This window comes from Rhodococcus sp. IEGM 27, from assembly GCF_033142305.1.
GTDB lineage: Bacteria > Actinomycetota > Actinomycetes > Mycobacteriales > Mycobacteriaceae > Rhodococcus_F > Rhodococcus_F oxybenzonivorans.
Genome location: NZ_JAWLSG010000015.1, coordinates 51,173 through 76,491 on the forward strand (window position 1 = coordinate 51,173; position 25,319 = coordinate 76,491).

19 protein-coding genes and 1 pseudogene are annotated in these 25,319 nt (G+C 67.0%); 9 read left to right on the plus strand and 11 right to left on the minus strand.

What is annotated here, in order from left to right; genetic code table 11:
* Positions 1-9: 9 nt before the first annotated feature.
* A complete protein-coding gene (locus R4P95_RS30300) occupies positions 10-1,938 on the plus strand; it encodes a DUF2339 domain-containing protein (RefSeq protein WP_317747574.1) in 1,929 nt (642 codons plus the stop codon).
* Here R4P95_RS30300 and R4P95_RS30305 read toward each other — a convergent pair.
* The 3 genes from R4P95_RS30305 to trmB are packed head-to-tail and all read right to left on the minus strand — an operon-like array spanning position 1,913 to position 6,457.
* A complete protein-coding gene (locus R4P95_RS30305) occupies positions 1,913-4,939 on the minus strand; it encodes an MMPL family transporter (protein WP_317747573.1) in 3,027 nt (1,008 codons plus the stop codon). The genes R4P95_RS30300 and R4P95_RS30305 overlap by 26 nt on opposite strands.
* A gap of 10 nt (positions 4,940-4,949) precedes the next feature.
* Positions 4,950-5,684: an NYN domain-containing protein gene (locus R4P95_RS30310; protein WP_208960440.1), complete on the minus strand. Its 735-nt coding sequence runs from the start codon at positions 5,682-5,684 to the stop codon at positions 4,950-4,952.
* Positions 5,681-6,457, minus strand: a complete 777-nt coding sequence (trmB, locus tag R4P95_RS30315) for a tRNA (guanosine(46)-N7)-methyltransferase TrmB (protein WP_317747572.1) — start codon at positions 6,455-6,457, stop codon at positions 5,681-5,683. The genes R4P95_RS30310 and trmB overlap by 4 nt, the downstream gene beginning before the upstream one ends.
* A 122-nt stretch (positions 6,458-6,579) precedes the next feature.
* Here trmB and R4P95_RS30320 point away from each other — a divergent pair, with 122 nt between their 5' ends.
* From R4P95_RS30320 to R4P95_RS30335, 4 genes are all read left to right on the plus strand, one after another.
* The gene (locus tag R4P95_RS30320; RefSeq protein WP_317747571.1) at positions 6,580-7,626 is read left to right on the plus strand and encodes a hypothetical protein; all 1,047 of its coding nucleotides are present in this window, start codon (positions 6,580-6,582) and stop codon (positions 7,624-7,626) included.
* Positions 7,623-9,089: a hypothetical protein gene (locus R4P95_RS30325; protein ID WP_317747570.1), complete on the plus strand. Its 1,467-nt coding sequence runs from the start codon at positions 7,623-7,625 to the stop codon at positions 9,087-9,089. The genes R4P95_RS30320 and R4P95_RS30325 overlap by 4 nt, the downstream gene beginning before the upstream one ends.
* Positions 9,090-9,181: 92 nt before the next feature.
* Positions 9,182-9,493, plus strand: coding sequence for a DUF6802 family protein (locus R4P95_RS30330; protein WP_317747569.1), 312 nt, complete (start codon positions 9,182-9,184; stop codon positions 9,491-9,493).
* Positions 9,494-9,772: 279 nt separating this feature from the next.
* On the plus strand, positions 9,773-11,602 hold the full coding sequence (locus R4P95_RS30335) for a phosphoenolpyruvate carboxykinase (GTP) (protein WP_159924125.1): 1,830 nt from the start codon (positions 9,773-9,775) through the stop codon (positions 11,600-11,602).
* Positions 11,603-11,682: 80 nt separating this feature from the next.
* On the opposite strand, the gene R4P95_RS30340 is transcribed toward R4P95_RS30335, so the two are convergent.
* Positions 11,683-12,162, minus strand: coding sequence for a VOC family protein (locus R4P95_RS30340; protein ID WP_317747568.1), 480 nt, complete (start codon positions 12,160-12,162; stop codon positions 11,683-11,685).
* A gap of 144 nt (positions 12,163-12,306) precedes the next feature.
* Here R4P95_RS30340 and R4P95_RS30345 point away from each other — a divergent pair, with 144 nt between their 5' ends.
* Positions 12,307-12,807 (plus strand): hypothetical protein, encoded by a 501-nt coding sequence (locus R4P95_RS30345; RefSeq protein ID WP_317747567.1) that lies wholly within the window; start codon positions 12,307-12,309, stop codon positions 12,805-12,807.
* Between the two features lie 76 nt (positions 12,808-12,883).
* Here the strand turns inward: R4P95_RS30345 and R4P95_RS30350 are convergent, their stop codons facing one another.
* The 5 genes from R4P95_RS30350 to R4P95_RS30370 form a co-directional block, all read right to left on the minus strand.
* Entirely contained in the window at positions 12,884-14,332 is a 1,449-nt protein-coding gene (locus R4P95_RS30350; RefSeq protein WP_317747566.1) for an aldehyde dehydrogenase, read from the minus strand.
* Positions 14,333-14,363: 31 nt separating this feature from the next.
* Entirely contained in the window at positions 14,364-15,509 is a 1,146-nt protein-coding gene (locus R4P95_RS30355) for a hypothetical protein (protein WP_317747565.1), read from the minus strand.
* A complete protein-coding gene (locus R4P95_RS30360) occupies positions 15,506-16,669 on the minus strand; it encodes a phosphotransferase family protein (RefSeq protein WP_317747564.1) in 1,164 nt (387 codons plus the stop codon). Before R4P95_RS30360 ends, R4P95_RS30355 begins: the two co-directional genes overlap by 4 nt.
* A gap of 105 nt (positions 16,670-16,774) precedes the next feature.
* Positions 16,775-17,659, minus strand: coding sequence for an ROK family protein (locus R4P95_RS30365; RefSeq protein ID WP_317747563.1), 885 nt, complete (start codon positions 17,657-17,659; stop codon positions 16,775-16,777).
* 2 nt (positions 17,660-17,661) lie between these two features.
* The gene (locus tag R4P95_RS30370) at positions 17,662-18,417 is read right to left on the minus strand and encodes a class I SAM-dependent methyltransferase (RefSeq protein WP_317747595.1); all 756 of its coding nucleotides are present in this window, start codon (positions 18,415-18,417) and stop codon (positions 17,662-17,664) included.
* A gap of 172 nt (positions 18,418-18,589) precedes the next feature.
* Here R4P95_RS30370 and R4P95_RS30375 point away from each other — a divergent pair, with 172 nt between their 5' ends.
* Positions 18,590-19,843: a glycosyltransferase family 4 protein gene (locus tag R4P95_RS30375; protein WP_213577670.1), complete on the plus strand. Its 1,254-nt coding sequence runs from the start codon at positions 18,590-18,592 to the stop codon at positions 19,841-19,843.
* Here the strand turns inward: R4P95_RS30375 and R4P95_RS30380 are convergent.
* Entirely contained in the window at positions 19,751-21,505 is a 1,755-nt protein-coding gene (locus R4P95_RS30380) for a hypothetical protein (RefSeq protein ID WP_317747562.1), read from the minus strand. The genes R4P95_RS30375 and R4P95_RS30380 overlap by 93 nt on opposite strands.
* A gap of 54 nt (positions 21,506-21,559) precedes the next feature.
* On the opposite strand from R4P95_RS30380, the gene R4P95_RS30385 reads away from it, so the two are divergent.
* A complete protein-coding gene (locus R4P95_RS30385) occupies positions 21,560-22,762 on the plus strand; it encodes a polysaccharide biosynthesis protein (protein WP_317747561.1) in 1,203 nt (400 codons plus the stop codon).
* Positions 22,763-22,883: 121 nt separating this feature from the next.
* Here the strand turns inward: R4P95_RS30385 and R4P95_RS30390 are convergent, their stop codons facing one another.
* Positions 22,884-24,032: a DUF3068 domain-containing protein gene (locus tag R4P95_RS30390; RefSeq protein WP_109333274.1), complete on the minus strand. Its 1,149-nt coding sequence runs from the start codon at positions 24,030-24,032 to the stop codon at positions 22,884-22,886.
* Between the two features lie 220 nt (positions 24,033-24,252).
* Between R4P95_RS30390 and R4P95_RS30395 the strand changes: the two are divergent.
* Positions 24,253-25,317 (plus strand): annotated as a pseudogene (locus tag R4P95_RS30395) (acyltransferase family protein); the annotation flags it as partial.
* Between the last annotated feature and the right edge of the window lie 2 nt (positions 25,318-25,319).

Here is a 25,319-nt window from a genome sequence, read left to right on the forward strand (position 1 = left end):
GATGATTGCATGTCCACACCCGGGAATCCCTCCGTCGATCCGCGCCTGATCGCCCAGCTGTCCGGCGATTTCTCCGCACTCGGCCAGCAGATGCGGCACGTGGGCGAAAATCTCGCCATCCTGCAGGCGCAGTTGTCGACCGTTTCGCAGCCTTCCTCCGAGCCGGCACCTCGGCCCGGACCCGCACCGCAGCCCGGATGGGCGCAACCTCCGCAAGCCCAACAACCTCCGCAAACCCAGCAACCTCCCCAGCCGATGTACCGGCCGCCGGCCCCTCATCCTTCTGCGCCTCTACCTCCGGTATCCCAAGCGTCGCCGCAGTTCCGGCCTGTACCCATCCCGCCGTCCAGAGTGGCCCGGGAACCGTGGTGGCAACGCGACGGGGTCATCAGCCGCATCCTCGCGGTCGCGGGTGTGGGTGTGACGCTCATCGGGGTTGTCATGCTGCTGGTGCTGGCCGCCCAGGCCGGGTTCTTCGGTCCGGGACTGCGGGTCGCCTCCGGAGCGATTCTGTCGGTGGTGCTCGTTCTCCTCGGTGCCCGTGTGTTCGACCGACCCGGTGGCAGGGTCGGCGGAATCGCCCTCACCGCAACGGGTATCGCCGGTGCGTATCTCGACGTGGTCGCCGTCGCCGTCGTGTATCACTGGCTGCTTCCAGCCCTGGCGATGGTCGTGGCACTCGGGGTCGCCGCAGTCGGCGTCGCTCTGGCCGTCAGATGGTCGTCGCAACCGCTCGCAGTACTGGTCGTGACGGGTGCCGCGGTGCTCGCCCCGGTCCTGACCGACGGAATATCGCTCACCCTGATCGGATTCCTCTTCGTAGTACAGGTGGCCGGCTTCCCGGCCCAACTCGGCCGCGTGTGGCCGTATCTGGCGATTACGCGCACCCTTCCCGTGGTGATTGCGCTGCTGATCGTGATCGTCGACCTCGAGGCGAACGACGGACAGATGAGGAACTGGGCGTTGGCCAGTGCGGTGCTGGTCGCGTCGTTCGGTCTGGTCTCGTCGATCATGCTGCTCCGGAGAGATTCTCGTGACATCACCGCGACAGCGATGATCGTGACCACCGCAGTCCCCATGCTTCTGGTGTCGGACCTCTTCGGCCGAGTGCAGTCCACCTTGATCACACTCGGCCTCGCAGCCGCAATGTTTGGGACCTGGATGGTGGTGCGGCCGCTGCCTCTGCATGTGCGCAGTGCGCTCGCAGGCACCGGGGCCCTCGCGCTGCTGCTCGCGTGCCTGGTCGGTGCCGGTGGAGAGAGTGCACCGCTCGTCGTACTCGGGATGGCAACGTTGTTCCTCACCATCGGTGGCCAGGTGTCCTCACGCATCGCCTACGCGGTCGGTGCAGCGTTCGCGGTGATCGGTGGTCTGATCTTCCTCGACAGCGCCCCGCCGTTCGTCCTCGTCGACGAGGACAGCGCGGTGGACCTGCTCGGGATCACGACTGTGCTGTCCGGGTTGGTTCTCGTCGGCACGGTGGTGTTGCTCGTCTGGTACGCGCACTCGTTGCGGCTGATCCGCAGCGCTACCGCACAACCCGTCTGGGTCCTTGCCGGACTCGTGGTCCTCTACGCGGTCACCACGGTCGCAGTGTCGGTGGGTACGACGATTGCGGGCACATCCGTCGGCTTCATCGCCGGTCACTGCGTCGCCACGATCGTGTGGATGATGGCCGCCACTGCTGCTCTCGTGTTCGGCCTGGCTCACCGCGAGTATGCCCACACCGCACTGGGAGCCGGACTGGCGCTGACTGCGGCCGCGCTGGCCAAACTGTTCGTGTTCGACCTGGCCATGCTCGACGGCCTGTTCCGCGTACTCGCCTTCCTGGTGGTCGGCCTGCTGCTCCTGCTCGTGGGTACGCGTTACGCCAGGGAGTTCGCGGAGCGCGACTCCGGGCGCGGCTCGTCGGTCAGCGCCGATTCTGCCGAGCGATGAGTTCGCTGACGCTGACGGCGTTGCCGTCGTCCGCGCGGTGCCTGCCGCTCGACGTGTCTTCCACGTCGGTCGGCGGGTGTTCGACACCGCGTCGACGGGAGCCGTTGGTCCCCGTGCCGCCGTTGTTGGCCGGACTGCCGTGTGCCGTGCCGCCGGTGGCACCCGAGTTGCCGTTGGTGCCCGCGCGTCGAGTGCTGCTCGCGGGGTCCGGGGGGTCGGGCAAAGCACGACGCCGGGTCGGCATCGAGGGAACCGGCCGGGCAGGAGACGACTGGGGGGTCTCCTGCTCGTACGGCGCCGGCACCGAACGCGGCGCTCGGGTGGGAAGCGACGGCGTCTGCTGCGTGGGCGTGCTCGGCCGCGGTTCCGCGGGTGACGAGACCGGGCGGGGTCCGGCCGCGGAGGTGGACCGCAGGTCTGCGAGCCAACTCTCGATCGGTCGAGACTGCGTGGCAGGGCCGGGAGCCGGGGTCGCTTGCCGGGGCGGCTGCTGGGCCGGGCGAGGCGGTTGCGCGGGACGGGTCTGCCGATTGGTGCGCGACGGAGCGGTGGCAGGACGCGGAGCAGCCGGCGAGGGCAGAACCGTGGTGGGGGGCTCGGCCGGTGGTGCGTCGTCGACCGGCTTCGGCGGCTGGGCAGGCCTGCCCGTGGCCGACCTCCGGGCCTCGGTCTCCGCGCGCCGTGCTTTCGCCTCGTCCTCGGATATCTTCGCGGCGAGCGCCTGAGCGGTGACGAGCGGAATCGGCTCGGTGAGCGGTTCGGGCTTACGGGGAGCGGGTGGCGCCGAAGGCTTCCTGCGCGGTGGTGCTGCTCCCACAGGGGTCAGTTCGGGGACGTCCGCAGGCATCAGTTCGCTGTCGAGGATCGGCTCGGCGAGACCCGTCTTCTCCTGGATGCGTTTCATCCACGCGGGCGCCCACCAGCAGTCGTCGCCGAGGAGCTTCATCGTGGCCGGGACGAGGAACATACGGATGAGCGTGGCGTCGATGATCAGGGCGGCGATCATGCCGTAGGAGATGTACTTCATCATCACCAGTTCCGAAAACCCGAACGCGCCCGTGACGACGATGAGAATGAGGGCGGCGGCGGTGATGATCCGCCCGGTGTGTGCGGTGCCGACGCGGATGGATTCCGTGGTACTCGCGCCCTGTGCACGCGCCTCCACCATGCGTGAGAGCAGGAACACCTCATAGTCGGTGGAGAGGCCGTAAACGATGGCGATGATGAGCACCAGCACCGGCGACATGATCGGGCCCGGGGTGAAGTTCAACCAGGCCGACCCGTGACCGTCGATGAAGATCCAGGTCAAGATGCCGAGGGTGGAGCCGAGACCCAAGGCGCTCATCAGCGCGGCCTTGATCGGCAGCACCAGGGACCCGAACGTCAGGAACATCAGCAACGTCGTCAGGAAAAGGACAGAGATCACCATCGTCGGCAGGTGTTCGAGCAGTGCGGCGATACTGTCCTGCTCGATGGCCGGCGTTCCACCGACCAGCACCTGCGCGCCGTCGGGAGCGTCCATCGCGCGCAGATAGTCGATCGTGGGCTTCGACTCGTTGCGGTCCACCAGGCCCGCCTTGAGGACGACGACGCCGTCCTTGACCGCGCCCTCCGGGGAGAACTTCTCGATCAGGCCCGGCGCGCCGCTGGCTTCCTTGATGATCTGGCCCAGCGCCTTGTTATCGGCGTTCGACACCACCAGCTTGACGGGTTCGGTGCGCATGCTGGGGAAGATCTCGTCGAACTGTTCCTGCGCGGCACGAGTCGAGCTGTCCGGCGGCAGGTACGTCTCGTTGATGCCACCGAACTTGATGCCCGTCAACGGGACGATCAACAGGAGCAGCCCGACCACGATCGGGATGGTGACCTTCAGCGGATTGCGCATCACCCAGCGGGTGAGGCGGCCCCAGACGCTGGCCTCGATTTCCTCCGTGTTCTTGGTTTGACGGAAGCGCTCGAAACTGAGGGCGTCGATGCGCTTGCCCAGGATGCCCAGAATCGCGGGCAGGACCGTGATGGACGTGATCGCCGCGAGTCCCACCGTCGCGATGGCGCCGTAGGCAACGGACTTCAGGAAGCCCTGCGGGAACAGCAGCAGACCACCGAGGCTGGCGACGATCATGGTGGCCGAGAACACCACGGTGCGACCCGCGGTCATCACTGTTCTCCGGACGGCAGAGCGGGTGTCGTACCCCTCCGCCATCTCTTCTCGGAAACGGCTGACGACGAACAAGCCATAGTCGATGGCGAGGCCGAGACCCACGAGGGAGACCACGGGCGCGACGAACGAGTTGACCTCGGTGAAGTTGGTGATGAGACGGACGACACCGTTGGCGCCGACCACGGTGAGACCGCCGATGATCAGCGGCAGCGCCGCCGCCACGACACCACCGAACACGAAGAAGAGCAGGAGGCCGACGGCCGGGATCGCGAGGATCTCCATCCGCTTGATGTCCTTGGCCATCGTGTCGTTCAACGCGCCCGACACCGGTTGCAAGCCGGCGAGCTGCACGTCGACGCCGTCGATGTAGAACTCGTCCTTGATGTCGCGGAAGTTGGCGGTGACCTCGGTGTCGTTGTCACCGACGATGGCGATGCTCTCGATCGCGTGCTGCTTGTCCGGGCTCGAGGCGGCGCTCAGAGTGGGGGCAGACCCGACCTTGAAGTACCCGCCGTTGATCTTGAGGATCTTGTCGGGGTGTTCCGCGGCCAGCGATTCGAGGTTGGCGACGACCTTCGCCTGAAACTCCGGATCCTCGATGGTCTTGCCTTCGGGAGCCGTGTAGAGGGCCACCACATCACTGTTGGTGTCGCGGCCGAAGGTGCTGTCGGCAAGCTTGGACGCGGCGACCGATTCCGAGCCCGGATCATCCCAGCCGGACTGGCTGAGATGCTTCTCCAAACCCAGACCGTATGCGGCGGAACCGAGCAACAAAGCCACCATGATGCCGATGACGGTGAATCGGGCCCGGTAGACGACGCTTCCCCAGCTCGCGAACACTGATCAACTCCTACTCGGCAGCACTCTTCCGCCCGACGAGCAGGGCGGAAAGCGGTCGGAACGGCTGCAACCAGGCACCCTCGTCGGGCAATGTGTCGAGGCTGACCCGAGGAAGTGGTTCCCGGAAGACGCCGGGGATGTCCTCGAGATCGACGAAGTCCAGAAGATCGGACGCAACCGCCCAGCTGGCGTGCTCGCGGAACCCGAGTATCTGGACCGGTATGCCGGTCGCGGCGATGTTCTCCAACGGTTCACGAAATGCCTGACCGTCGGCGGAGGCGACCATGACACCGGCCAGCCCCTCACCATGCCGGAGCGCGATGTGGTCCAGCATGTCGGAGTCGACGTCGCTGTCCTCATCGATCTTCGGCTTGGCGAACACCGCGAAGCCCACATTACGCAAGGCTTCGACCCACGGTCTCACAACATCGGCGCTGCCAGCCGCGATATTGGTGAAGACGGTCGCTTCGGGTTCGAGTGTGTCGGTGCCGGACGCCGACAGTTCGGCGGTCCGGGAGAGGAGCCAGCGGCCGAGAGCGTCGAATCGTGGCCGGTAGGCCGCCGTCGGGCGACCGCCGAGGATGGCGCCCAGGCCCATGTCGAGGTTCGGCGCGTCCCAGACGAGAAGGACTCGCTTCTGGTGGCGTCCGTCACGTGCACCCACCACGGGAGATCCTGACGACACCGCGGTGCCGGCAGAGCCCGCAGGCAACCCGCCGGAGATGTACTGCTCGCTGACGCTCATGACCTGATCTTCCCCCAAATCAACTCGGTGATAGCACTCCCGACCTGATGGGCCTTGTCTTCGAACTTCGTCACCGGACGCTCGTGTGTCATCGGGGACTCCCAGTCGAGGGAGGTCAACAGCGGTTCCGCGTTTCCCGCCTCGGCGATCGCCTCGGCATACTCGGCGTGATCGGTTGCAACGTGCAACACACCACCGGGCTTCAACCGGCTCGCGATCAGCGCAAAGGTGGGGGCTTGCAACAGGCGGCGCTTGTGGTGACGGGCCTTCGGCCACGGGTCCGGGAAGAAGACACGGACACCGGTCAACGATTCGGGTTCGACCATGTTCTCGAGAACGTCCATGGCGTCACCGCGCAGAACACGGATGTTGGGGATGCCGTCGCGCTCGATCTGCTGCAGTAGCTGTGCGAGCCCGGGGCGGTACACCTCGACGGCCATCAGATTCACGTGCGGTTCGGCTTTCGCCATCGCCGCTGTGGCGGTTCCGGTGCCCGAGCCGATCTCGAGGATCAGCGGTGCGTCGCGCCCGAACCAGGCGGCCGCGTCGAGGCGGGTGTCCGAGACCTCGGCACCGATTTTCGGCCACTGCCGATCCCACGACTCCTGCTGGGCAGAGGTCAGCGCCCCCCGGCGGGAGCGGAAACTCGTCACCCGGGGGTGCAGTCGAGATCCCGTCTTACGCGGAGTCTGTCCCTCCACGGGGACGGCGGGTGCTTCCTGATCGGCGTGGTTCACCGGACCATTGTCACGCATGGGGGGCGTTTCTGGCATACGGGTCTGAAGTTGACATTGAGACTTTCTGGTCGATCGGCGGCGCAGCCTGCATGGTTGCCCACGCCGGTTTCGCGGAAGTCTGACAGAATCCTGACGGTACGAAGGGGGGTGATCGCGTCATGGGCACTGTAGATGCCGGGGGCGGGGAATTGGACGAACTTGCAGATCGGGTGGCGGTATCGGACCGTGCGGCGGGGGAGAGCGTTCGGGAAGTCGCGGCACTTCTCCGCGCGCCGATTCGTGTGCACATCACCGGTCGTGCGGGTGTGGGGAGAACCACTGTCGCGACCGCAGTAAAAGAAGGTGCAATTCCGGGTGTCGTGATCGAAGAGCCCGGTGCGCTCGATGTGCCCGGCGCGCCCGACCCCGTTCTGGACGGTGACGTCGTGGTGTGTGTTCTCGTCGAATCGGTGCGTGCCGCCGATCGTGTGGCAGTCGCCGGGGTGGACGCCGAGCGCGCACTGCTCGTACTCAACAAGGTGGACGCACTCGGCGAATCACGCGAGCCGGCCGACGTGTGGGTGGCGGCGCTCGCGCGGGCGGCGGAGTGCTCGTCGGACGCCGGCCTGCCCGTGCTTCCGCTCATCGGCTCCCTGGCGACCGCACGGGCTGTGACGGAGGCCGACCTGCCCGTCCTTCGTCAGCGTCCGCGCGACCTTTCTTCGGTCTGGGATGCCCACGGTGTCGCGGTAGCGAGCGCGGCGCTCGAGGCGAATGCGCAACTCGACGCGCCGGCAGTCACCGCCCTGTTGCGCACGGCCAGCGGTGTGGACGAGGTAGTGGAAGCGGTCGCCGCTCGAGTGGCGCACGTCCGGGCGGGCCGAGGCGAGTGTGCGCTCCTTTCTCTCCGGTCGTTGGCGGCCCGCAACGCCGGGGTTCGCGACGCACTCGAGAAGTACCTCGCGGGAGATGCCGCCGTGGCGCTCGCGGCCGCGGCCGGCCGACTCCACCTCGTCGACTGGATTCGGCAGGCCCCGGCCGAGCCAGACACCGCCGAGGACGCCGTCCGGTGCGCGCACTGGTGGCGCACGCAACTCAGTGGAAACCCCACTGCCCGGCAACGACGGGCCATCGTCGACGTCCGGCGGCATTACCTACGGATCTGGCAGCGGATGGGCGGCAGTCCGGACGACAGCCGGACTCTCGCCGCCCGCGGGCCCGGATGACGCAGGAGTTGACGGATCTGCCCGCGGAGACCGTCGATGTCGTTTCCCGGTGGAATCCCGGAGCAACCGTCCGGCTCGGGGCCCGGACCGATTCCGGACACGAGCTCTTCGTCGCCGGGCCCCGTCGGGCGGGCAAGACCACCCTCGTCGACGCGCTCCGCTTCCTCGACGAGTCCGCCTTCGATCTCGTCGACGACCCGCTCGACGCCGGCGTCGTGCTGATGGTGCTCGACGCCGCCGCGCCACTCGGGCGCGAGGAACTGTCCGTTCTCGATGTGGTCTTGCGTCCCGCATGCCCGGTGGTGTTCGCCCTGACGAAAATCGATGTCCACAGAGAGTGGGCCACAGTCCGCGAGCGTGACCGCGCCTTGCTCGCCGGTCATGCGGAGCGGTTCGCCGACGTGACCATCCACCCGGTCGCGGCCGGAGCCGGGCGCGCCCCGGCACGCGGATCCGGGGTCGAGGCACTGCTCGAGGCCCTCCTGTCCGCGGCAGACGGCCAATCGAGGAGCGCGCGTTCGGGCACCGAAAGGGTTCTCGAGCAGACTCGCCGGATGATCGTGGCCACCGACCGATCCATCCGGGAGGCCGATTCCGGTGCCGACCTTCGTGCCGAACGGACCTACCTGCTCGCGCACCGCGATGGCCGGCGTGCCGAGCGGGTTGCTCGACTGCGCAGCGAGGTGCAGCTCGGCAAGGTCGAATTGATACATGAGGTGTCCACGCAGATCCGGGCGGCGGGGGTGGCGGCGCGCGCCGACATCGATCGGGCGGGACGTGCGGATCTCGCCGACTACCCGGACCGACTCGCCGACGTCGTGGCGCAGCTGGGCGCGGACCTCGAAGGCGTGGTGACCACGCGACTCGACCACCTGCGTGCGCGCGCCGGTGTCGCCGCGCCCGCTCCGCGAGACACCGGCCCGAAACCCGATTACCTCGCCTCGGGACGCCCCGAACCTCGCCACCGGGGGCTGGAAGACCGCATGACGATCCTGATCGGGGCATCGGCGGGTCTCGGGCTGGGCCGCCTGATGGTGGCACCGTTGTCTGTGGTGCCCGCCCTCGACATCGCGTCCGTTCCGCTCACCCTGACCCTCGGCGGCGTGGTGGCGTGGTGGCTCGCCCGGGCGCGTGGTCACATCGCCGAGCGCTCCCACGTGCGTCAGTGGGCCACCGAGTCGCTCACGACCGTGCGTGCGCAATGGGAGCAGCTGGTTCTCGGCCGGTTGTTGTCCGCCGAAGCTGAGATCAGCGAGATGATCCTCGAGGAGAGCAGGTCGCGCGCCCAAGAGGTCGACACTAGGGTGGCGTCGATCGACGGAGAGCTGCGGAAACTGACGTCGAGGCGCAACGGTCAGCTCGCTTCGTGCGAACGGGACATCGCGGCCATCGATCGCGGGCTTCGGGAAATTCGCGACAACTCGAGGGAACCGAAACATCGTCCGGAACGTCAGACTACGTAGAGGTGGTCGGCCGAATGTGTCCATATGTGTGTGGAACCATGTTGAATTGCGTCCGCCTCTCTGTGAAACTGTGGGTGTGAAGGGAGATCGCCGTGGCCACCGCTGAGAGTTTTCTGGTCCCCGATGTGCCCTCGTTCGACCCGGACACGTTCGGTGAGGACTCCGGAGCGGTGGCTCTGACCACTCCCACGCATGACATCGACGGTGACGGCCTGCTGGATACGCAGACCTTCGAATCCGGAAATGCCCTGGTAGTCGTCTCGGATATGGACGGCGACGGGGATGCCGACCAGCTGACGACGATCTCCGACAACGGCGCGTACGCATCCTGGGAATTCCACCGCGGCACGGACGGCGTCGCGCAGTGGAAACAGACTGATGACGGGACCCTCGGTAACGGCTAGTATCTCCCCGAAAACGCCCGTCAGACGCGGGAAAGGCGCCGGACGGCTCTACTGAATCGTTTCTGTGACCTTTGCGACCGCACCCGGTTCCCCTAGATGGGACCCGCGGCGTTAACCTCTAGGGATAGGACACCCGGCGCCCGCGTCTTCCATGTGGCATGGACGGCCTGGCTGGACCCCGCCGAGAGGGGAAAATCGGACCGTCTGGCACTCGTTGCGAGGGGCTCTTTCGCAACGGACGGCAGATGGTCCGGTTCCGGCTCACCCCAGGAGAGTTTGATGACCTCAGCGACCATTCCCGGTCTGAACGGAACTGACGGCACGCCCCCCACGGAGCACAGTGAGCTGCTCGCCTGGGTTCGAGAGGTTGCCGAACTCACGCAGCCCGATCGCGTCGTCTTTGCAGACGGCTCGGATGACGAATGGGATCGACTGACCTCGCAACTGGTCGACGCCGGTACGTTCACCCGCCTCAACGAGGAGAAGAAGCCGAACTCGTTCCTCGGCAACTCCGACCCGTCGGATGTGGCACGTGTCGAATCGCGGACCTACATCTGCACCAACGAGGAGATCGGAGCCGGTCCCACCAACAATTGGATGGACCCGGCCGAGATGAAGGCCCTCATGACCGACCTCTACCGCGGTTCGATGCGGGGTCGGACCATGTATGTCGTCCCGTTCTGCATGGGACCTCTCGGTGCCGAGGATCCGAAACTGGGCGTCGAGATCACCGACTCCGAGTACGTGGTCGTCTCCATGCGGATCATGACGCGCATGGGTACCGCTGCCCTCGAGAAGCTGGGCAAGGACAAGCCGTTCGTCAAGGCACTGCACTCGGTGGGTGCTCCCCTCGAAGAGGGTCAGGCCGACGTGCCGTGGCCGTGCAGCGACACCAAGTACATCACCCACTTCCCCGAGACCCGGGAAATCTGGAGCTACGGTTCCGGCTACGGCGGCAACGCCCTGCTCGGCAAGAAGTGCTACTCGCTGCGCATCGCCTCGGCCATGGCCCACGACGAGGGCTGGCTGGCCGAGCACATGCTGATCCTCAAGCTCATTTCGCCGGAAGACAAGGCGTACTACATCGCCGCCGCCTTCCCGAGCGCATGTGGCAAAACCAACCTCGCCATGATCCAGCCCACCGTTCCGGGCTGGCGCGCCGAGACCCTCGGTGACGACATCGCGTGGATGCGGTTCGGCGAAGACGGCCGCCTGTACGCCGTCAACCCGGAGTTCGGATTCTTCGGTGTCGCACCGGGCACGAACCATGGTTCCAACCCGAACGCCATGAAGACGATGGAGTCGGGCAACACGCTCTTCACCAACGTCGCCCTCACCGACGACGGCGATGTGTGGTGGGAAGGCCTCGAAGGCGACCCGCAGCATCTGACGGACTGGAAGGGCAACGATTGGACGCCCGAGTCCGGTGAGAAGGCCGCCCACCCGAACTCGCGGTACACCACCCCCATGTCGCAGTGCCCCATCCTCGCTCCCGAGTGGGACGACCCGCAGGGTGTTCCGATCTCGGCGATTCTGTTCGGTGGACGTCGCAAGACCACGGTCCCGTTGGTCAGCGAGTCGTTCGACTGGCAGCACGGCACGTTCCTCGGTGCCACCCTGTCGTCCGAGCAGACCGCAGCGGCGGAAGGTGCCGTGGGCACCGTGCGCCGCGACCCGATGGCGATGCTGCCGTTCATCGGCTACAACGCCGGTGACTACCTGAACCACTGGATCAACGTCGGCAAGAACGCCGACGCCCAGAAGCTGCCGAAGATCTTCTACGTCAACTGGTTCCGCCGTGGCGACGACGGCCGCTTCCTGTGGCCAGGTTTCGGCGAGAACTCGCGCGTCCTGAAGTGGATCGTCGACCGCATCGAGCACAAGGCCGGCGCCGAGTCGACCCCGATCGGTTACGTCCCCACCGCCGCGGACCTCGAGCTGGACGGTCTCGACGTGAACACGGCGGACGTGGACGAGGCACTGAAGGTGAACGTCGACGAGTGGAAGCAGGAGTTGCCCCTCATCGAGGAATGGTTCGAGTTCCTCGGCGAGAAGGTGCCGTCCGGCATTCGTGACGAGTTCGAGGCACTCAAGCAGCGCCTCGGCTAGTCCCTGTACATCACCGAATGCCGCAGTAGTTCAGTCTCACTGAACACTGCGGCATTCGGCGTCGAAGGGGCAGATTACGGTCAGCCCTGCGTTGCTGCCCACTTTTCGACCCGCCGCTGGGCCTCCTCGTCCGAGACGTTCTCGACGCGGGTCATGATCGCCCACCGGTGCCCGAAGGGGTCGAGGATGGAGCCGAATCGGTCACCGGTGACGAAAGTGGACGGCTCCTCGAACACGGTTGCCCCGCGCTCGACGGCGCGGCGGAACATGGCATCGACGTCCTCGCAATACAACACATACGAATGGTTGACGGTGTTCGTGCCGTCGGGTGCGTGGAGGCCCATCGTCGGCATCGGATCACTGAGCTGTAGCCGGCCGTTGCCGAAGTCGAGCTCGGCGTGCATGACGGAACCGTCGGGGCCGTCCATGCGCTGAACAACGGTCGCGCCGAACACCTCGGTGTAGTAGTCGATGGCCGCCGCTCCGCCGGCCACCACCAGATACGGCGTAATTGTCGTGTATCCGTGCGGGACAGGGCGCACAGCGTCTGCATTGGTCATGGTCCCAGTGTGCCGCCCGGGCAGGTGTCTTCATTGAACAAACCCGACCGATTCGGAGGGAACCCGGCAGGACTGCCGCCAATCCCATACCATTCGGTCTGTAAGTGTCATGATTTCGAAGCTCACCGACGAAAGGATTGACGAATGCAGCCAGGAACCAGTAGGGGCATGAAGCGACTCGCCGGAGGTGCCGCATGTGCCGCGGCCGCTGCGGCCGCCGTATCCATGGCCATGCCGGCGACTGCTTCGGCAGCAACGGAGGTAGCCCCTCCGACCGTGGTGACCGAGGTGGACGGAAACACCCTCGACATCACGGTGACCAACCCGAATGTCTTCGAGCTCACCGATCCACAGTCTTGTGGTGCAGTCGCGTTCGACGCCACCAGGCTCCCGGAAGTCCTCTCCAACCCCGCCGTCGTTCTTCAGCCGGGATTTGCGGCGTGGATGACTCCATTGCCCGAACGGGTGGTTGCGAACGCCACCGGTGACGCGGTCAAGACGTTCACCACATCGGAACTCGCGGACGGCGCCTACGCGGTGATCGGCGAGTGCCTCTCGCTCAGTACCGTCGCGAACCCGCAGACCACGCTGCCGCAGATCGTCTTCGTCGGCGGCCCGCTGGATGGCATCCAGTTCGGCAGCTAGACGTCGAAGCGCTTCGCGCTCGTGCGCGTTTCGGGTAGCAGCAGCTACCAGAAAGGCGCACGAGCGGCGGAGCCGCCTAGTCTGTGTAGCCGGGCGGGTAGAGCACGGACTTGGTCTCACAGAAGGCTTCGACGCCTTCCGGTCCGTCCTCGCGCCCGATGCCCGAGTTCTTGTATCCGCCGAACGGGGAACCGGGATCGAAGGCATACCAATTGATTCCGTAGGTACCGGTGCGGACCTGGGCTGCCACCTCGAGTCCCTTCTCGACATCGGTGGTGTACACCGAGCCGGCGAGCCCGTAGTCGGAGTCGTTCGCGATCTTGATGGCCTCGTCCACGGAATCGTAGGGAATCACGCACAGCACGGGTCCGAATATCTCTTCCCGGGCGATGGTCATGGAGTTGTCGACGTCCGCGAAGATCGTCGGCTCCACGAAGTACCCGGTCTCGAGGCCTGCTGGACGTCCACCGCCCAGCACCAGGCGCGCACCTTCCTCCTTGCCCTTGGCGATGTAGCCCTCGACTCGTTCCCGCTGCTTCTCGGAGATCAGAGGACCGAGCTGCGCCGCCGGGTCGGACGGTAGTCCGACAGGGAAGAAAGCGGCGGTGGCCACCATGCCCTCGACCACTTCGTCGTACCGCGACCGCGGCGCCAGGATGCGGGTCTGACCGACGCAGGCCTGACCGGTGTTCATCAGCCCGGACATCACGAGCATCGGCATCGTCGACGCGAGATCGGCGTCCTCGAGGACGATCGCGGCGGACTTGCCTCCCAGCTCGAGGGAACAGCGCTTGAGATTCTGCGCCGCGATGGCGCCGATCTTGCGGCCCACCGCGGTGGAGCCGGTGAAGGTGATTTTGTCGATGTCGGGGTGCGAGACCAGGTACTCACCCGTCTCGGCGCCACCGGGCACGAGCGACAGCACACCCTCGGGCAGACCGGCCTCGGTGAAGATCTCGCCGACGATATTGGTGGTCAGCGGTGATTCCGGGGCCGGTTTGAGTACCATGGTGCACCCGGCGAGCATGGCCGGACCTAACTTGTTGATCGCCAGGAAGAGGGGCACGTTCCAGGCGATCACGGCGGCCACGACACCGACCGGTTCCCGAGTGACGCGGGAGCGGCCGAACGCACCCGAACGTTCTTCCGTCCACGGAAACGAATCGGCGAGTCCGGCGAAATAGTTGATCGTGGCGAGGGACGGGGTCACCTGCATCATCTGCACCGACGCGGGAGGTTGACCCATCTCCGACGAGAGCACGCCCGCGATGTCGGCCGCGCGTTCTTCGAGAAGTTTCGCGGCCTTCGCGATCACCTGAGCCCGTTCTGTGGGCGACATGCGTGGCCACGGGCCGTCGTCGAATGCGCGCCTTGCGGCGGCGACGGCGGCGTCGATGTCCTGCGGCCCGGCAACCGGAACCGAGCCGACACGTTCTTCGGTTGCGGGAGAGAACACTTCGAGCACCTGATCGGTGGACGGCGCCACCCACTTGCCGCCGATGTAGAGCTTGTCGTAGTCGGTCATTCTTCCATTCCCTCGTTGATTGCCCACCCGGTCAGCGAGCGGTGTCGGTGAAACTGTCGAATCCATAACGTGCGTGTGGGCCGATCGCCGCGACTTCGAAAAGTCCCGTGCCCACCACGGTGTCGCCGCCGTCGTCCAGGCGGAAGCGGGTCAGATTGTCGACGGGGCAGAACATGCGCAGTCCCGGAAAGATCTCGGACGCCTGCTTGCGCAGTCCTTGAACCACCAGTTCGCCCTGCCACATCCCGTGCCGCCAGTCGGCTTCGAGCCCGTAGCCGGTGCCGATCCCGATGAAATTCGACACCAGGAATTCGCAGGTGACACTGACGGTCTCACGCCCGGGCCGGTGGAAGGTGAGTGAAGCCGCGGTCACGTCCCGGGTGCCGGGCTCGAATTTCAGCTCGTGCTCGGGCCTGCCGAGCCACTCGGGCTCACGACCGTCGTCGGGCCAGATGCGGACCGCCTCTTCGACGATGCGCCTGCCGCGTTCGTCTTCTTGCAGCACCACGCAGATCGAGTAGTCGTCGAACTGCATGACCGAGTAGATCCAGAAGAAGTTCTGGATACCATCCACGGCGCGTCTGCCGGGCGGCTCGGATTCGCCGACCGGGCGTACTCCCCACGACCGGTCGCGGTTGCCGCGCCAGCTGTCCGGCGTGACCGTTCGTGGTGCTCCATCGATCGTCAGCTCGCCTGTCCAGGTACCGGTCTGGACGAAACGGCTGGTGTCGAACGTGACCCGTTCGAGCTGGCGGCGGAAATGTCGTGGCTCGAGCGTCGCGGGGACGGCGGCGTCGAAGGTGAGGTCGAACGAGAGGTCGTACTCGCCGGGTTCGAGCACGATCCGCAGTCGTTGCAGCCCCTCGAGGACCTCGACGCCGAAGGGTCCGACAGTGGTGTCGGAGCGGTCGGGACCGAGGGCCCTGGAACCGCGCACGACGATGTGGTCGTCACCGCGGCGTAGCACCGCGAACGCGTCCGCCACACCGAGATTGGGGTACTGGCCGAGACCGACGATGAGGAACAGATCCGTCTCGGCCGACGGGTAACAATTGAAGTAGTAGCGGTCGTAGAAATTCCGGTCGGACGTACCCACCCGGCGGATCGGCTCGGCCACCTGATGCACCGGGTAGTCGTCCATCGGTGACAGCGGATTGCCCGCGAAGTCTGCGTTCATCGGAGTTTCTCCCCGTACGTGCCGTCGAGCATCGCTTCGAGCGAGGCGCGGTGCATGATCATGTCGTCGGGGTCTTCCGGTGCGACGGCTTGCCCGAAGTGGATGGCGCGGGTCTGGATTCGCAGCATGATGGTGGCCTGCCGTAGCGCGGCGTACACGGTGTAGTACTCGAGGTTGCGGGGAGCGTGGCCCGTCAGTTCCTCGTAGGTCGCGGCGATCTCGTCGACGCGCAGGAAGTCGGGCAGACCGCCCAGGCCTGCGACTTCGGCAATGTCTTCGAAGAACCGATGCAGGTACGCCATCCATCCGAGGTCGAGTTCACGCGGTCCGAGTGTGGCCATCTCCCAGTCGAGTACCGCCACCGGCCGGAAATCTTCGTACATGATGTTGCCGATGCGGGCGTCACCCCAGCAGAAGACGGCGGGTGACGAATCGTCGGGGCGGTTTTCCTCGAGCCAGGCGAAGCTGCGCTCGATCAGCGGGGACCGCGGCCCCGACAGGGTGGTCCACTCGTAGTACTCACGCTGCTGGCGGATGTGCGCGGAGAGGGACTCGGCGGCCGTCGGGCCGGCATCGGGGAGCCGCAGGAAATCGAACCGGTCCCACGGGCGGTCGATGTCGTGCAGTTTCGCGAGCACCTCCACCGAGGTGTGCTGCAGTAGTGCGCGCTGGGCGTCGGTCGCCTCGGTCACCCAGGACCCGAAGTTGTACGGCATCACGTCCGGCGGGACCTGGCCGGACACCCGGGCCATGACGAAGAACGGCGCACCGAGTGGTTCCGGATTCGTCTCGGACCAGTAGACGACCGGGACAGGGACCGACGAATGTTCGCGGACCTGGGCCATCACCTGGAACTGGTTGTCGAGGTCGTAGCGGGGGAAGACGGGCATGGTGCTGTCGGCCGGGGCTACCCGGGCGACCAGCGGATGTCGTTCGCCCGACCACACGGCGTCGAACAGGATGGTTTCGCTGGACATTCCGTTGGCGTCGGGAAGGTGGACGTGCGTGACCTCGGCGGCAGTGCCGACCGGCAGTTGGGCGGACAGCCACCGCTCGAGCCGTTCGCGCAGGATCTCGGGGTCGCGCTTGGAGCTGCTGGGTCGGGCGACCTCGGACTGATGGGTGGAGTCGTCGGCAGATCGGGCAGCGCTCGTGCTCACGAGTCACCTCCTCCTCGACTGAACGTGGTGTGACCCTGAACACTAGAACACGTTACAGAATTTCGGAATAGAGGGGGCGAACTGGCGCCCGGATCGACGGGGGCTTCAGCTGTCGAGCGCGAGAACTCCGGCCCCGACGAGCGTTCCGGAGGCGCCCAACTCCGCGGGTACGACGCGCAGATCCGAGACGAACGTCAAGCGGGCATGCCGGGCGGCGGCCGCGCGCAGGGGCTGCCACAGGCCCGGACCGGCCTGGGCGAATCCGCCGCCGACGACGGCGAGGTCGATATCGAGCAACGCCGCGGCGGAGGCGATGGCGACGCCCAGGGCGGTACCCGCGCGGTCGAGGGCTGCGACGGCCACAGGATCGCCCGACACGGCCGATGCCGCGATGTCGATGCCCGTCGTACCGTGCCAGCCCTGCGAACGCGCCCATCGCACAGCCGCGGGACCGCTCGCCACCGTTTCGAGGCAGCCGACGCCGCCGCAGGTGCAGGCCTCGGTGCCACCCGGAACCACCAGGTGACCGATGTGCCCGGCATTCCCCGTGCGCCCGGTCGCGATACGTCCGCCGAGAACCACACCGCCGCCGATGCCCGTCGAGACCACCAGGGAGACGAGATCCGACGTTCCGCGCCCGGCTCCGTGGCGATGCTCGCCGAGGGCAGCCGCGGCGCCGTCCATGGCGAGCCGCGTCCGCGCGTCGGGGAAGAGGTCGCGGACGGCGTCGACCAGGCCGAACCCGGCCGACCACTCGTCGATGTTGATGGGGGAGACACGACCGCCCGTCGAGTCGACCGGTCCCGCGCAGGCGATGCCGACGGAGGTGATCGTGGCGTCGGCAGCGACTTCGCGCAACAGCGTCGCGCACGCGTCCCAGACACCGGACGTGGGGGTCGGGGTGATCGACGGTTCCGGGACGGTGCCGCCTTCTGCGACCAGCCCCGCGGCGATCTTGGTGCCGCCGATGTCGAGCGCCAGGCGGGCCACGGTCAGCGCTTCTTCAGCACGAGGACGAGATTGCTCACCAGAAATTCGCGCAGCCCCGGGACCCGCACCAACCACCACGCCCACCGCGGATGGTAGCGAGGAAACGCTGCGAGGAGTTCGGCGTCGGTGGTGCGTTCGGCCCACCGAAGACCTTCGGTGGCACCGACTTTGAACAGCGACACGCCGTAGCGGTTCTTGGGTTCACGACCGGTCTTCCGGGCGTACCGGCGGGCGGCGTATTCGCCACCCAGCGCATGCCACGGGCCGGTTTCGTGCCCGCCGAACGGTCCCCACCACAACGTGTACGACAAGACGATCAGGCCGCCGGGTTTCGTGACCCGGACCATCTCGTCGGCCATCGCCCACGGCTTGCTGACGTGCTCGGCCACATTGGAGGAGAAACAGATGTCCACCGAGGACGTGCGGAACGGCAACGCGAGCCCCGAACCGCGGATGGCCCCGCCCACGGTCAGACCGGCTGCGTGCATCTCCGACGGGTCGGGCTCCACCGGGACGTACCGGGCACCGGCCTCCAGGAAGACATCGGCGAAGTAACCCGGTCCGCCGCCCACGTCGAGCACCGTAGTCCCGGTGAGGTCCTGGTCGGTGAGTCCGCAGTACAGGTCGCCGATGAGCTCGACCGAATCGCGGGCCAGTGCCCCGTAGAACAGGTCGGGCGCGGTCTGCTCGTGCCGGAAGTCGCTCAGCAGCCCGAACGACCGCTTCAAGGTTGCCCGTCGACCGAATCGTCGGGTCACGGGTGGCGTCGTCACGGATAAGAACCTTAGCGACTGGGGCCCAGCGGACGGCAATCCTGCGCGACGCTGCAACGCTCGACCCGGTACGACCGATAGGGTGTTCGAGGACTATCGAGCGGCAACCCCGCCTCGGACCGAGAAAGAGCCGCACCGACCACAGGAGTTCATGAACGTGCACGAGGTTCTGCTGCTCTGCTGGCGAGACACCGGGCACCCGCAGGGTGGCGGGAGTGAGCGGTATCTCGAGCAGGTCGGGGCGCAGCTCGCCGCGCGGGGAATCAAGGTGACTCTGCGGACCGCCGGTTACCGGGGCGCGCCCAAGAAAGAGACGGTCGACGGTATCGAGATCAGTCGCGCGGGCGGTCGGTACAGCGTCTACCCGCGGGCGCTGGCGGCCATTGCGGCAGGCCGGCTCGGGTTCGGACCCCTCAAGGGCATCCGGCCGGACGCTGTCATCGATACCCAGAACGGCATCCCCTTCTTCTCCCGCACCGTCGCGGGTGCACCGGTGACGCTGCTGGTGCATCACTGCCACCGCGAGCAGTGGCCCGTCGCAGGAAGGCTGGTCGGCAAGATCGGCTGGTGGGTGGAATCGCGACTGTCCCCGCGTACTCACCGCGACAACCAGTACCTCACCGTGTCGCTGCCCTCGGCCGACGAACTGGTCGAACTCGGTGTCGAGCGCGAACGGATCGCCGTCGTGCGCAACGGTGCCGACGACATTCCCGTCGGCGTCGCGGTGGGCTCCGCGCAGACCCGGACCGGCCACCCGAGCGTGTGTGTCCTCTCGCGTCTCGTCCCGCACAAGCAGATCGAGGACGCCCTGGAAGCTGTTGCGGCGCTGCGGCTTACGATCGCCGACTTGCACCTGGACGTCATCGGCGGCGGCTGGTGGGAACAGAACCTCCGAGACCGTGCCCACGAACTCGGCATCGGTCATGCAGTGACCTTCCACGGCCACGTGGACGAGTCGCGCAAACACGAACTGCTGTCACAGTCGTGGGTGCACGTGATGCCATCCCGCAAGGAGGGATGGGGTCTCGCGGTGATCGAGGCTGCGCAGCACGGTGTTCCGACCGTCGGTTACCGCAGCTCCAAGGGCCTGACGGATTCGATCGTCGACGGCGTGACCGGGGTCCTCGTCGGCGGCATCGACGCCGCCACCGCTGATGTCGGCGACCTCACGGCGGCCGTCAGCGCGTTGCTCCTCGACGCGGAGACTCGCATGGTTCTCGGTGAGAAGGCACGTGTGCGTGCGGGAGAATTCTCCTGGGAGCAGACCGGCAACGGTGTACACGAGGTGCTCGCCGGTACCGCCGCAGGTCTTCGGACCTCAGGACTGGTGTCGCCGGTGCTGCCGCGTCCGGAGGCGCGGGACCGCACGCTCCGCGTGCTTCAGGGCCTCGAACACGCCGGCGCCGAGTAGTCCCCCGATCAGCAGCGCTGCCCACAGCGCGTGTGCTGCGATCACCGTCGCCCGCATCTGCGTAGTTGCTTCCCGGGCCGTCACGTCGCCGTCCACTCGATACAACGCGAGATGCTCGTCCGAGAACCACGGTTGCAGCGCCGCCAATGTGTTCGCGGATTGCCCGTGCGGCCCGGGCGTGTCGCGCTCGACGAGCACCCAGCGCACGCCGAGCGACGCCAGATCCGAGGGCGGACCCCCGCCCTGGAGGACCCGTTCCACCTTCTGCGCGCGGGAACCCTCGCCTGCGACGGCACGCCCGTCCACCACCAGTTCACCCGACTGCAGGACGTCCACGGGCAGCAGGCGGGGCGCCGGGTCGAGGACGGCAGCCTCCCCGCTGTACGGGAATCGGCGGAACATGCCGGTGGGCAGTACCGCGACGTCGCCGCTGTCCGGATGGGCCTCGAGCCGGGACGTCACCTGCTCCCAGGATTGTGGGTACCGAACCGGCCGGAGCGCGCCGCCCACACCCCACACGAGGTCGGGGAGGGCCAGCACCACGATCAGGCCGGCCGACACCGACCAGAGGGCGGGGCGTCGCAGCACCGCCGCGGCCGCGGCAAGAACGTAGAGCGGTGCCGCCGCGGCCACCCACTTCTGACCGTCCCGGAACAGGCCGGCGCCGGGCACGTTCTGCACCGCCCACCGGCCGAGGTCGAGACCCCAGGGCGTCGCGCCGATCGTCGGCATCACCACCGCTCCCACGGCGAGCACCGCGAGGGCCTTCACCACGGGGTGGCGACGTCGCCGCCACAACGCCGGTACCCCACAGAGGACCACGGCGAGCAACATCACTGTTCCCACCAGGGCGAACAGCGTCATGCGACTGTTCGGAACGGCAGCGTCGTTCCACACCCCGCTGAGTCCGAGGAGGCTGCCCACTGTCGCGAGTCCCGGCTCGGCGCGCGCCGCGAACGCCGCGACCCCGGCGGGGTCGGAGCTGTCGGCACCACCCGTGGAGAGCGCGGTGGCCGCCAGCCAGGGCGCGCTCGCGAGACCGAACAGCACCAACACACCGGCCGACCGCCACGGCGCAGACGACCGCCCACCCGGAACCACCAGGACCGCCAGCGCCGTCACTGCCGCGAGCATCACACCGGTCGGGGTGAGGCCTGCTGCCGCGAAGCAGGCGGCGAGCGCGAACCAGCCCGCCCGGCGACCCCGACGAATGGCGAGCGCGGCACACACCGTCCACGGCAGCGCCGCATACCCGGCCAGCAGGCTCCAATGACCTTGGAGTAGTCGCTCGGCTACGTACGGGTTCCACAGCATCACCGTCGAACCCACCAGCTGGGAGCCGAGCCCTGCCGTGGGCAGCACGGCGCGAACCATCCGGGCCGCGCCCCAGCCGGCGGCCCAGAGGGCGAGAAACAGGACCGCTTTCACCACCAGACCACCGTCGACGATCGTGCTCAACGCCGCGATCAGCGCGTCCTGCGGTACCGCGCGCGCGGCGGCATCCGTCAGACCCAACGCCGAATCCGTCGGATACGAACGTGGTGTGCTCACCGCGTCACGCAGCAGCAGATATCCGGGTCCGAAAAGAGGGCCGAGAATCACCGCGGCCAAGACCAGGCTGTAGCCCGCCGGAACGGACAGTGTTCGGTTCCGGGCGGTCATGAGCGGCCACGATACGTGGTACATCAGCTCGGCTCGTCCGCCGCGTAGTGCATCATGGGGCGCATGACCCGCCAGAGCCTCACCACCTCGGCAGTCGCCGGAGCGACGATGGTGACGGCCGGGTCGATGGTCGCGAACGTCGCGTCCTACCTGCTGCATCTTCCCGCCAGCCGCTGGCTCGGTCCTGCCGGTTACGGCGAATTCGCGAGCCTGCTGGCCGCCCAGCTGGTTCTGGCCGTGCCGGCCCTGGCGCTGCAGACCGTCGTCGCGCGCGAAGTGGTCAGGGGCAGGGGTGCGCATGCGGTGCGTCAACTCGGCTATCGATGTGCCGTCATCGTCGGAATCGCGGCGATTCTCCTCGCACCCGCAGTCTCATGGGCACTGGAGACGGGCATGCTCGCCACCGTCTCCGCGTTGATCACCGCGCCGATGCTGGTCCTGCTCGCCACCGAACAGGGACTCCTGCAGGGCGCCGCGCGTTTCGGTCCCCTCAGCATCGTCCTCGCCGGCGCCGGGATAGCGAAGGTCGCCCCCGCCGTCGTGGTCCTCGCCGTGGGTGGAGGACCGGGATTCGCGCTCGCCGCCAGTGCAGTCGGAACGGGGGTCGTCGCTCTGGCCGCGCGAGTGTTCGCCGACCCGGACCCGCCCGGGGCGACGAGCACACCCATCGGAGTCGCGGCCGTCCTGAAGGCGTCGCAGGTGCAGTTGGCGCTGATCGCGTTGTCGTCGATGGACCTCGTCCTGGCCCGCATAGTCCTCAGCAACGACGACGCCGGTCTCTACGCACTCGGCGCGGTCGCGACCAAAGCCGCGTTCTGGCTTCCGCAGGCGGTCGGTGTGGTGCTGTATCCCCGGATGGCCAGCCCAGCGCACTCCGTGCAGGCAGTCCGATCGGCGATCGCCGTCCTGGTCGGCCTCGGCGCCGTTTTGGTCGCGGTCGTCGCAGTGAGCGCCCCGCTCGTTCCACTCCTCGTCGGCGAGGCGTACCAGCCGGTGCAGTCACTGCTGTGGCTGTTCGCCCTCCAAGGGGCCTGCCTTGCGGTGCTCCAAGGCGCCTTGCTGTCCGCCATCGCCGGGGAGCGGACGTACCTTGCGGTCATTGCCTGGATCGGATTCGCCGTCGAAATGGCCGGCATGCTCACCCTCGCCTCCACCGTCGGTCAGTTCATCGGTGTGGCCGTCACCGCTGCGGCGAGCACCGCAGTGGTCGCAAGCGTTCTCGCGGTCCGGAGCGCCCGGCACGCGGTAGCGGTCTAGGTCGCTCGCTCGGGTCGCTTCGTGCGGCACCCAGCCCACCGGCCGTAGACACGACGAAGGGGACCCCGGTTATTTCCGAGGTCCCCTTCGTCGTGTCTACGTGGTGTCCGGGTGGACTGCTCTACCGCTGGTCGTACCTGCGCGGATCGGCGACCGGAATCTCTTCGGTCTTGTCCGTGGTCCAGTCGTGCTGTTCCGTCGGCGCGTCCGAACCTTCATAGTGGCGTCCACCTTCCGCGGGGGGTACGCCTCCGCCGGTGGTCCGGGCCGGCTGCGGGCCCTTGCCGCCGCGGAGTCCGAGGATGATGCCCGCGATCAGTGCGATGAGGCCGAGGATGCCCGCGATGATCGGGACGGTGCGCCCGAAGGTGCTGATCTTGTCCATTCCGTCACGGGCCTGCTGGACCTGGTACTCGATGGTCTCCTCGTTGAAGGGCAGTTCGACCTTCAGGACGTCGATTTCGGGCCGGGCCTTGTTGCGGGCGTAGTACTGGTGCAGCTGCTCCTGGCCCTTGACGACGACACCGGTTTCGGGCTCGACCCACAGGTCGCGGACGTTGGTGTACCAGCGCGTCATGGTGACGGGCAGCGTGCCGCCGGGGACGCCCCAGGCTTCGGCGGGCAGGGTCAGCTTGTTGGTGGGCGAGTTGACCACCTTCGACAGATCGACCGGCTCGATGGTCTGGTTGTAGTGGTACACCTTCAGGCCGTTGATCTCCGTCTCCTCGACGAAGTTGATGTCCTGCGTGGCGCGAGCGCTGAGGTCGAAGTAGGGGTAGCTCTTCTGCTCCGCGTTGAACGGGAACTTGTACTGCAGTCCGTCGCGCGGAACTTCCTCGGCAGGCTGGTTGGGCTGCGTCTGGATGGTGCCGACCGGGTCGTTCGTCGGCATCGACGTCTGGCGGTCGACGGTGTTGCGGTCGACGATCGCGGACAGCAGGCCGGTGTCGCCCTGCTTGTCGGTGCGCCGCAGCGTCTGCCCCGCCTGGAGAGTGACGACGTCCGCGTTCGCGGGGTCTTCGGTGGTGACGTAGCGCTGTGACACCAGTGGAACGTTCGTGTTTACTTCGGCCTTGCCTGCGAGGAGAGCCTGCGAGTTGAGTACGCTGCCGGAGCCTTCGGCAATCGTCGTCACTTCGAGGTCCAACGGCGTCTTCTCCAACTTGCCCACCGTGTAGGTGGGAATGAGTATGGCGACGGCCAAGAGGAAGGCACCGAGGCCCACCAGAATGCAAGCAAGTATCCGGCTCGGCCCTGAGCGCTCCGCCATGCTGTCTCTCCTAACCCAATTCTGTCGATTGAGATTCCCCCACCGGCAGCATGGCTGCACGGATCGCATGGAGCCCACATCGACACCACGTGAGGCAAAACACTAACAGTCCCGAAGGCCCATTTGCCCCATCGGATAGTAAACGCACCGGCGCTTCTCCAGCGAAGTGACACGGGCACAGTTTTCCGTCTCGAGGCCGGGACCAGGCACACTGTTGTTGATGACCAGTTCAGTTCCGACCTCGGAGGCGCCGGCGCCCGCCGAGACCCGCGACACACCTCGAGGGTTCATTCCCGCCCTCGAGGGAATGCGTGGGCTCGCCGCGCTCGGTGTGCTGGTGACGCATGTCGCCTTCCAGACGGGAGCGACGCACACCGCGGTTTCGGGTCGGATCTGGGGACGGTTCGATCTGGCGGTGGCTGTGTTCTTCGCGCTGTCGGGGTTCTTGTTGTGGCGCGGGCACGCCGGGGCTGCACGGGGCTTGGGACCCGCGCAGGGAATGGTGAGGTACTGGTTGTCGCGGGCCACGCGCATCCTGCCCGCTTACTGGGTCGCGGTGGCGGTCGTCCTTACCTTCCTCCCCACCGCGCACGCGAGCTTCCGCACCTGGTGGGCGAATCTCGGTCTCGTGCAGGTGTTCGTGCCGCTGACCCTCACGGACGGGCTCACCCAGATGTGGAGCCTGTCGGTGGAGGTGGCGTTCTATCTGGTGCTTCCTCTTCTGGCCTTCGCGTTGGTCCGACTGCGAGGCTCGGCCGCCCGACTGCGGATCCCCGCGATCACGGCCCTCATCGCGGTGAGCCTGACGTGGGCCTTCCTGCCCATACCGGCGCCGGAGGGCATCCATCACGACAATTGGTTGCCCGGATACCTGCCGTGGTTCGGCGCGGGGATGGTGCTGGCCGAGTTGTCGGTGTGCCCACCCGGGCGGATGCACCGCTGGGCACGGCACCGGGTCGCGATGTTCCTCGTCGCGGCGGTGGCCTTCGCTCTCACCACCACTGAGCTCGCCGGGCCGGAGGGGCTGGTACGACCCGAACCGTGGCAATACGCCATCAAGATGGCTCTCGGTGCCGTGATGAGCTTCGCGCTGATGGCTCCGCTGGTGTTGTCCGACACGTCGCGGCACCGATTCCTGGCCAGTCCTGTTGCTCTGGCCGTCGGCCGTTGGTCGTACGGAATCTTCATCTGGCACCTGGCGGTGCTCTCGATCGTCTTTCCGGTATTCGGTCTCGTGCCGTTCGCCGGGCACTTCGTCTACGTACTGATTCTCACCGCGGTGCTCAG

What these genes read in the sequence shown, in the direction of transcription:
- R4P95_RS30390 (WP_109333274.1), bottom strand. Translation starts at nt 24,032, where the DNA reads ATGGCGGAGCGCTCAGGGCCGAGCCGGATACTTGCTTGCATTCTGGTG.
- trmB (WP_317747572.1), bottom strand. Translation starts at nt 6,457, where the DNA reads ATGCCAGAAACGCCCCCCATGCGTGACAATGGTCCGGTGAACCACGCC.
- R4P95_RS30325 (WP_317747570.1), top strand. Translation starts at nt 7,623, where the DNA reads ATGACGCAGGAGTTGACGGATCTGCCCGCGGAGACCGTCGATGTCGTT.
- R4P95_RS30335 (WP_159924125.1), top strand. Translation starts at nt 9,773, where the DNA reads ATGACCTCAGCGACCATTCCCGGTCTGAACGGAACTGACGGCACGCCC.
- R4P95_RS30355 (WP_317747565.1), bottom strand. Translation starts at nt 15,509, where the DNA reads ATGAACGCAGACTTCGCGGGCAATCCGCTGTCACCGATGGACGACTAC.
- R4P95_RS30350 (WP_317747566.1), bottom strand. Translation starts at nt 14,332, where the DNA reads ATGACCGACTACGACAAGCTCTACATCGGCGGCAAGTGGGTGGCGCCG.
- R4P95_RS30385 (WP_317747561.1), top strand. Translation starts at nt 21,560, where the DNA reads ATGGGGCGCATGACCCGCCAGAGCCTCACCACCTCGGCAGTCGCCGGA.
- R4P95_RS30380 (WP_317747562.1), bottom strand. Translation starts at nt 21,505, where the DNA reads ATGACCGCCCGGAACCGAACACTGTCCGTTCCGGCGGGCTACAGCCTG.
- R4P95_RS30320 (WP_317747571.1), top strand. Translation starts at nt 6,580, where the DNA reads ATGGGCACTGTAGATGCCGGGGGCGGGGAATTGGACGAACTTGCAGAT.
- R4P95_RS30300 (WP_317747574.1), top strand. Translation starts at nt 10, where the DNA reads ATGTCCACACCCGGGAATCCCTCCGTCGATCCGCGCCTGATCGCCCAG.
- R4P95_RS30345 (WP_317747567.1), top strand. Translation starts at nt 12,307, where the DNA reads ATGCAGCCAGGAACCAGTAGGGGCATGAAGCGACTCGCCGGAGGTGCC.
- R4P95_RS30310 (WP_208960440.1), bottom strand. Translation starts at nt 5,684, where the DNA reads ATGAGCGTCAGCGAGCAGTACATCTCCGGCGGGTTGCCTGCGGGCTCT.
- R4P95_RS30340 (WP_317747568.1), bottom strand. Translation starts at nt 12,162, where the DNA reads ATGACCAATGCAGACGCTGTGCGCCCTGTCCCGCACGGATACACGACA.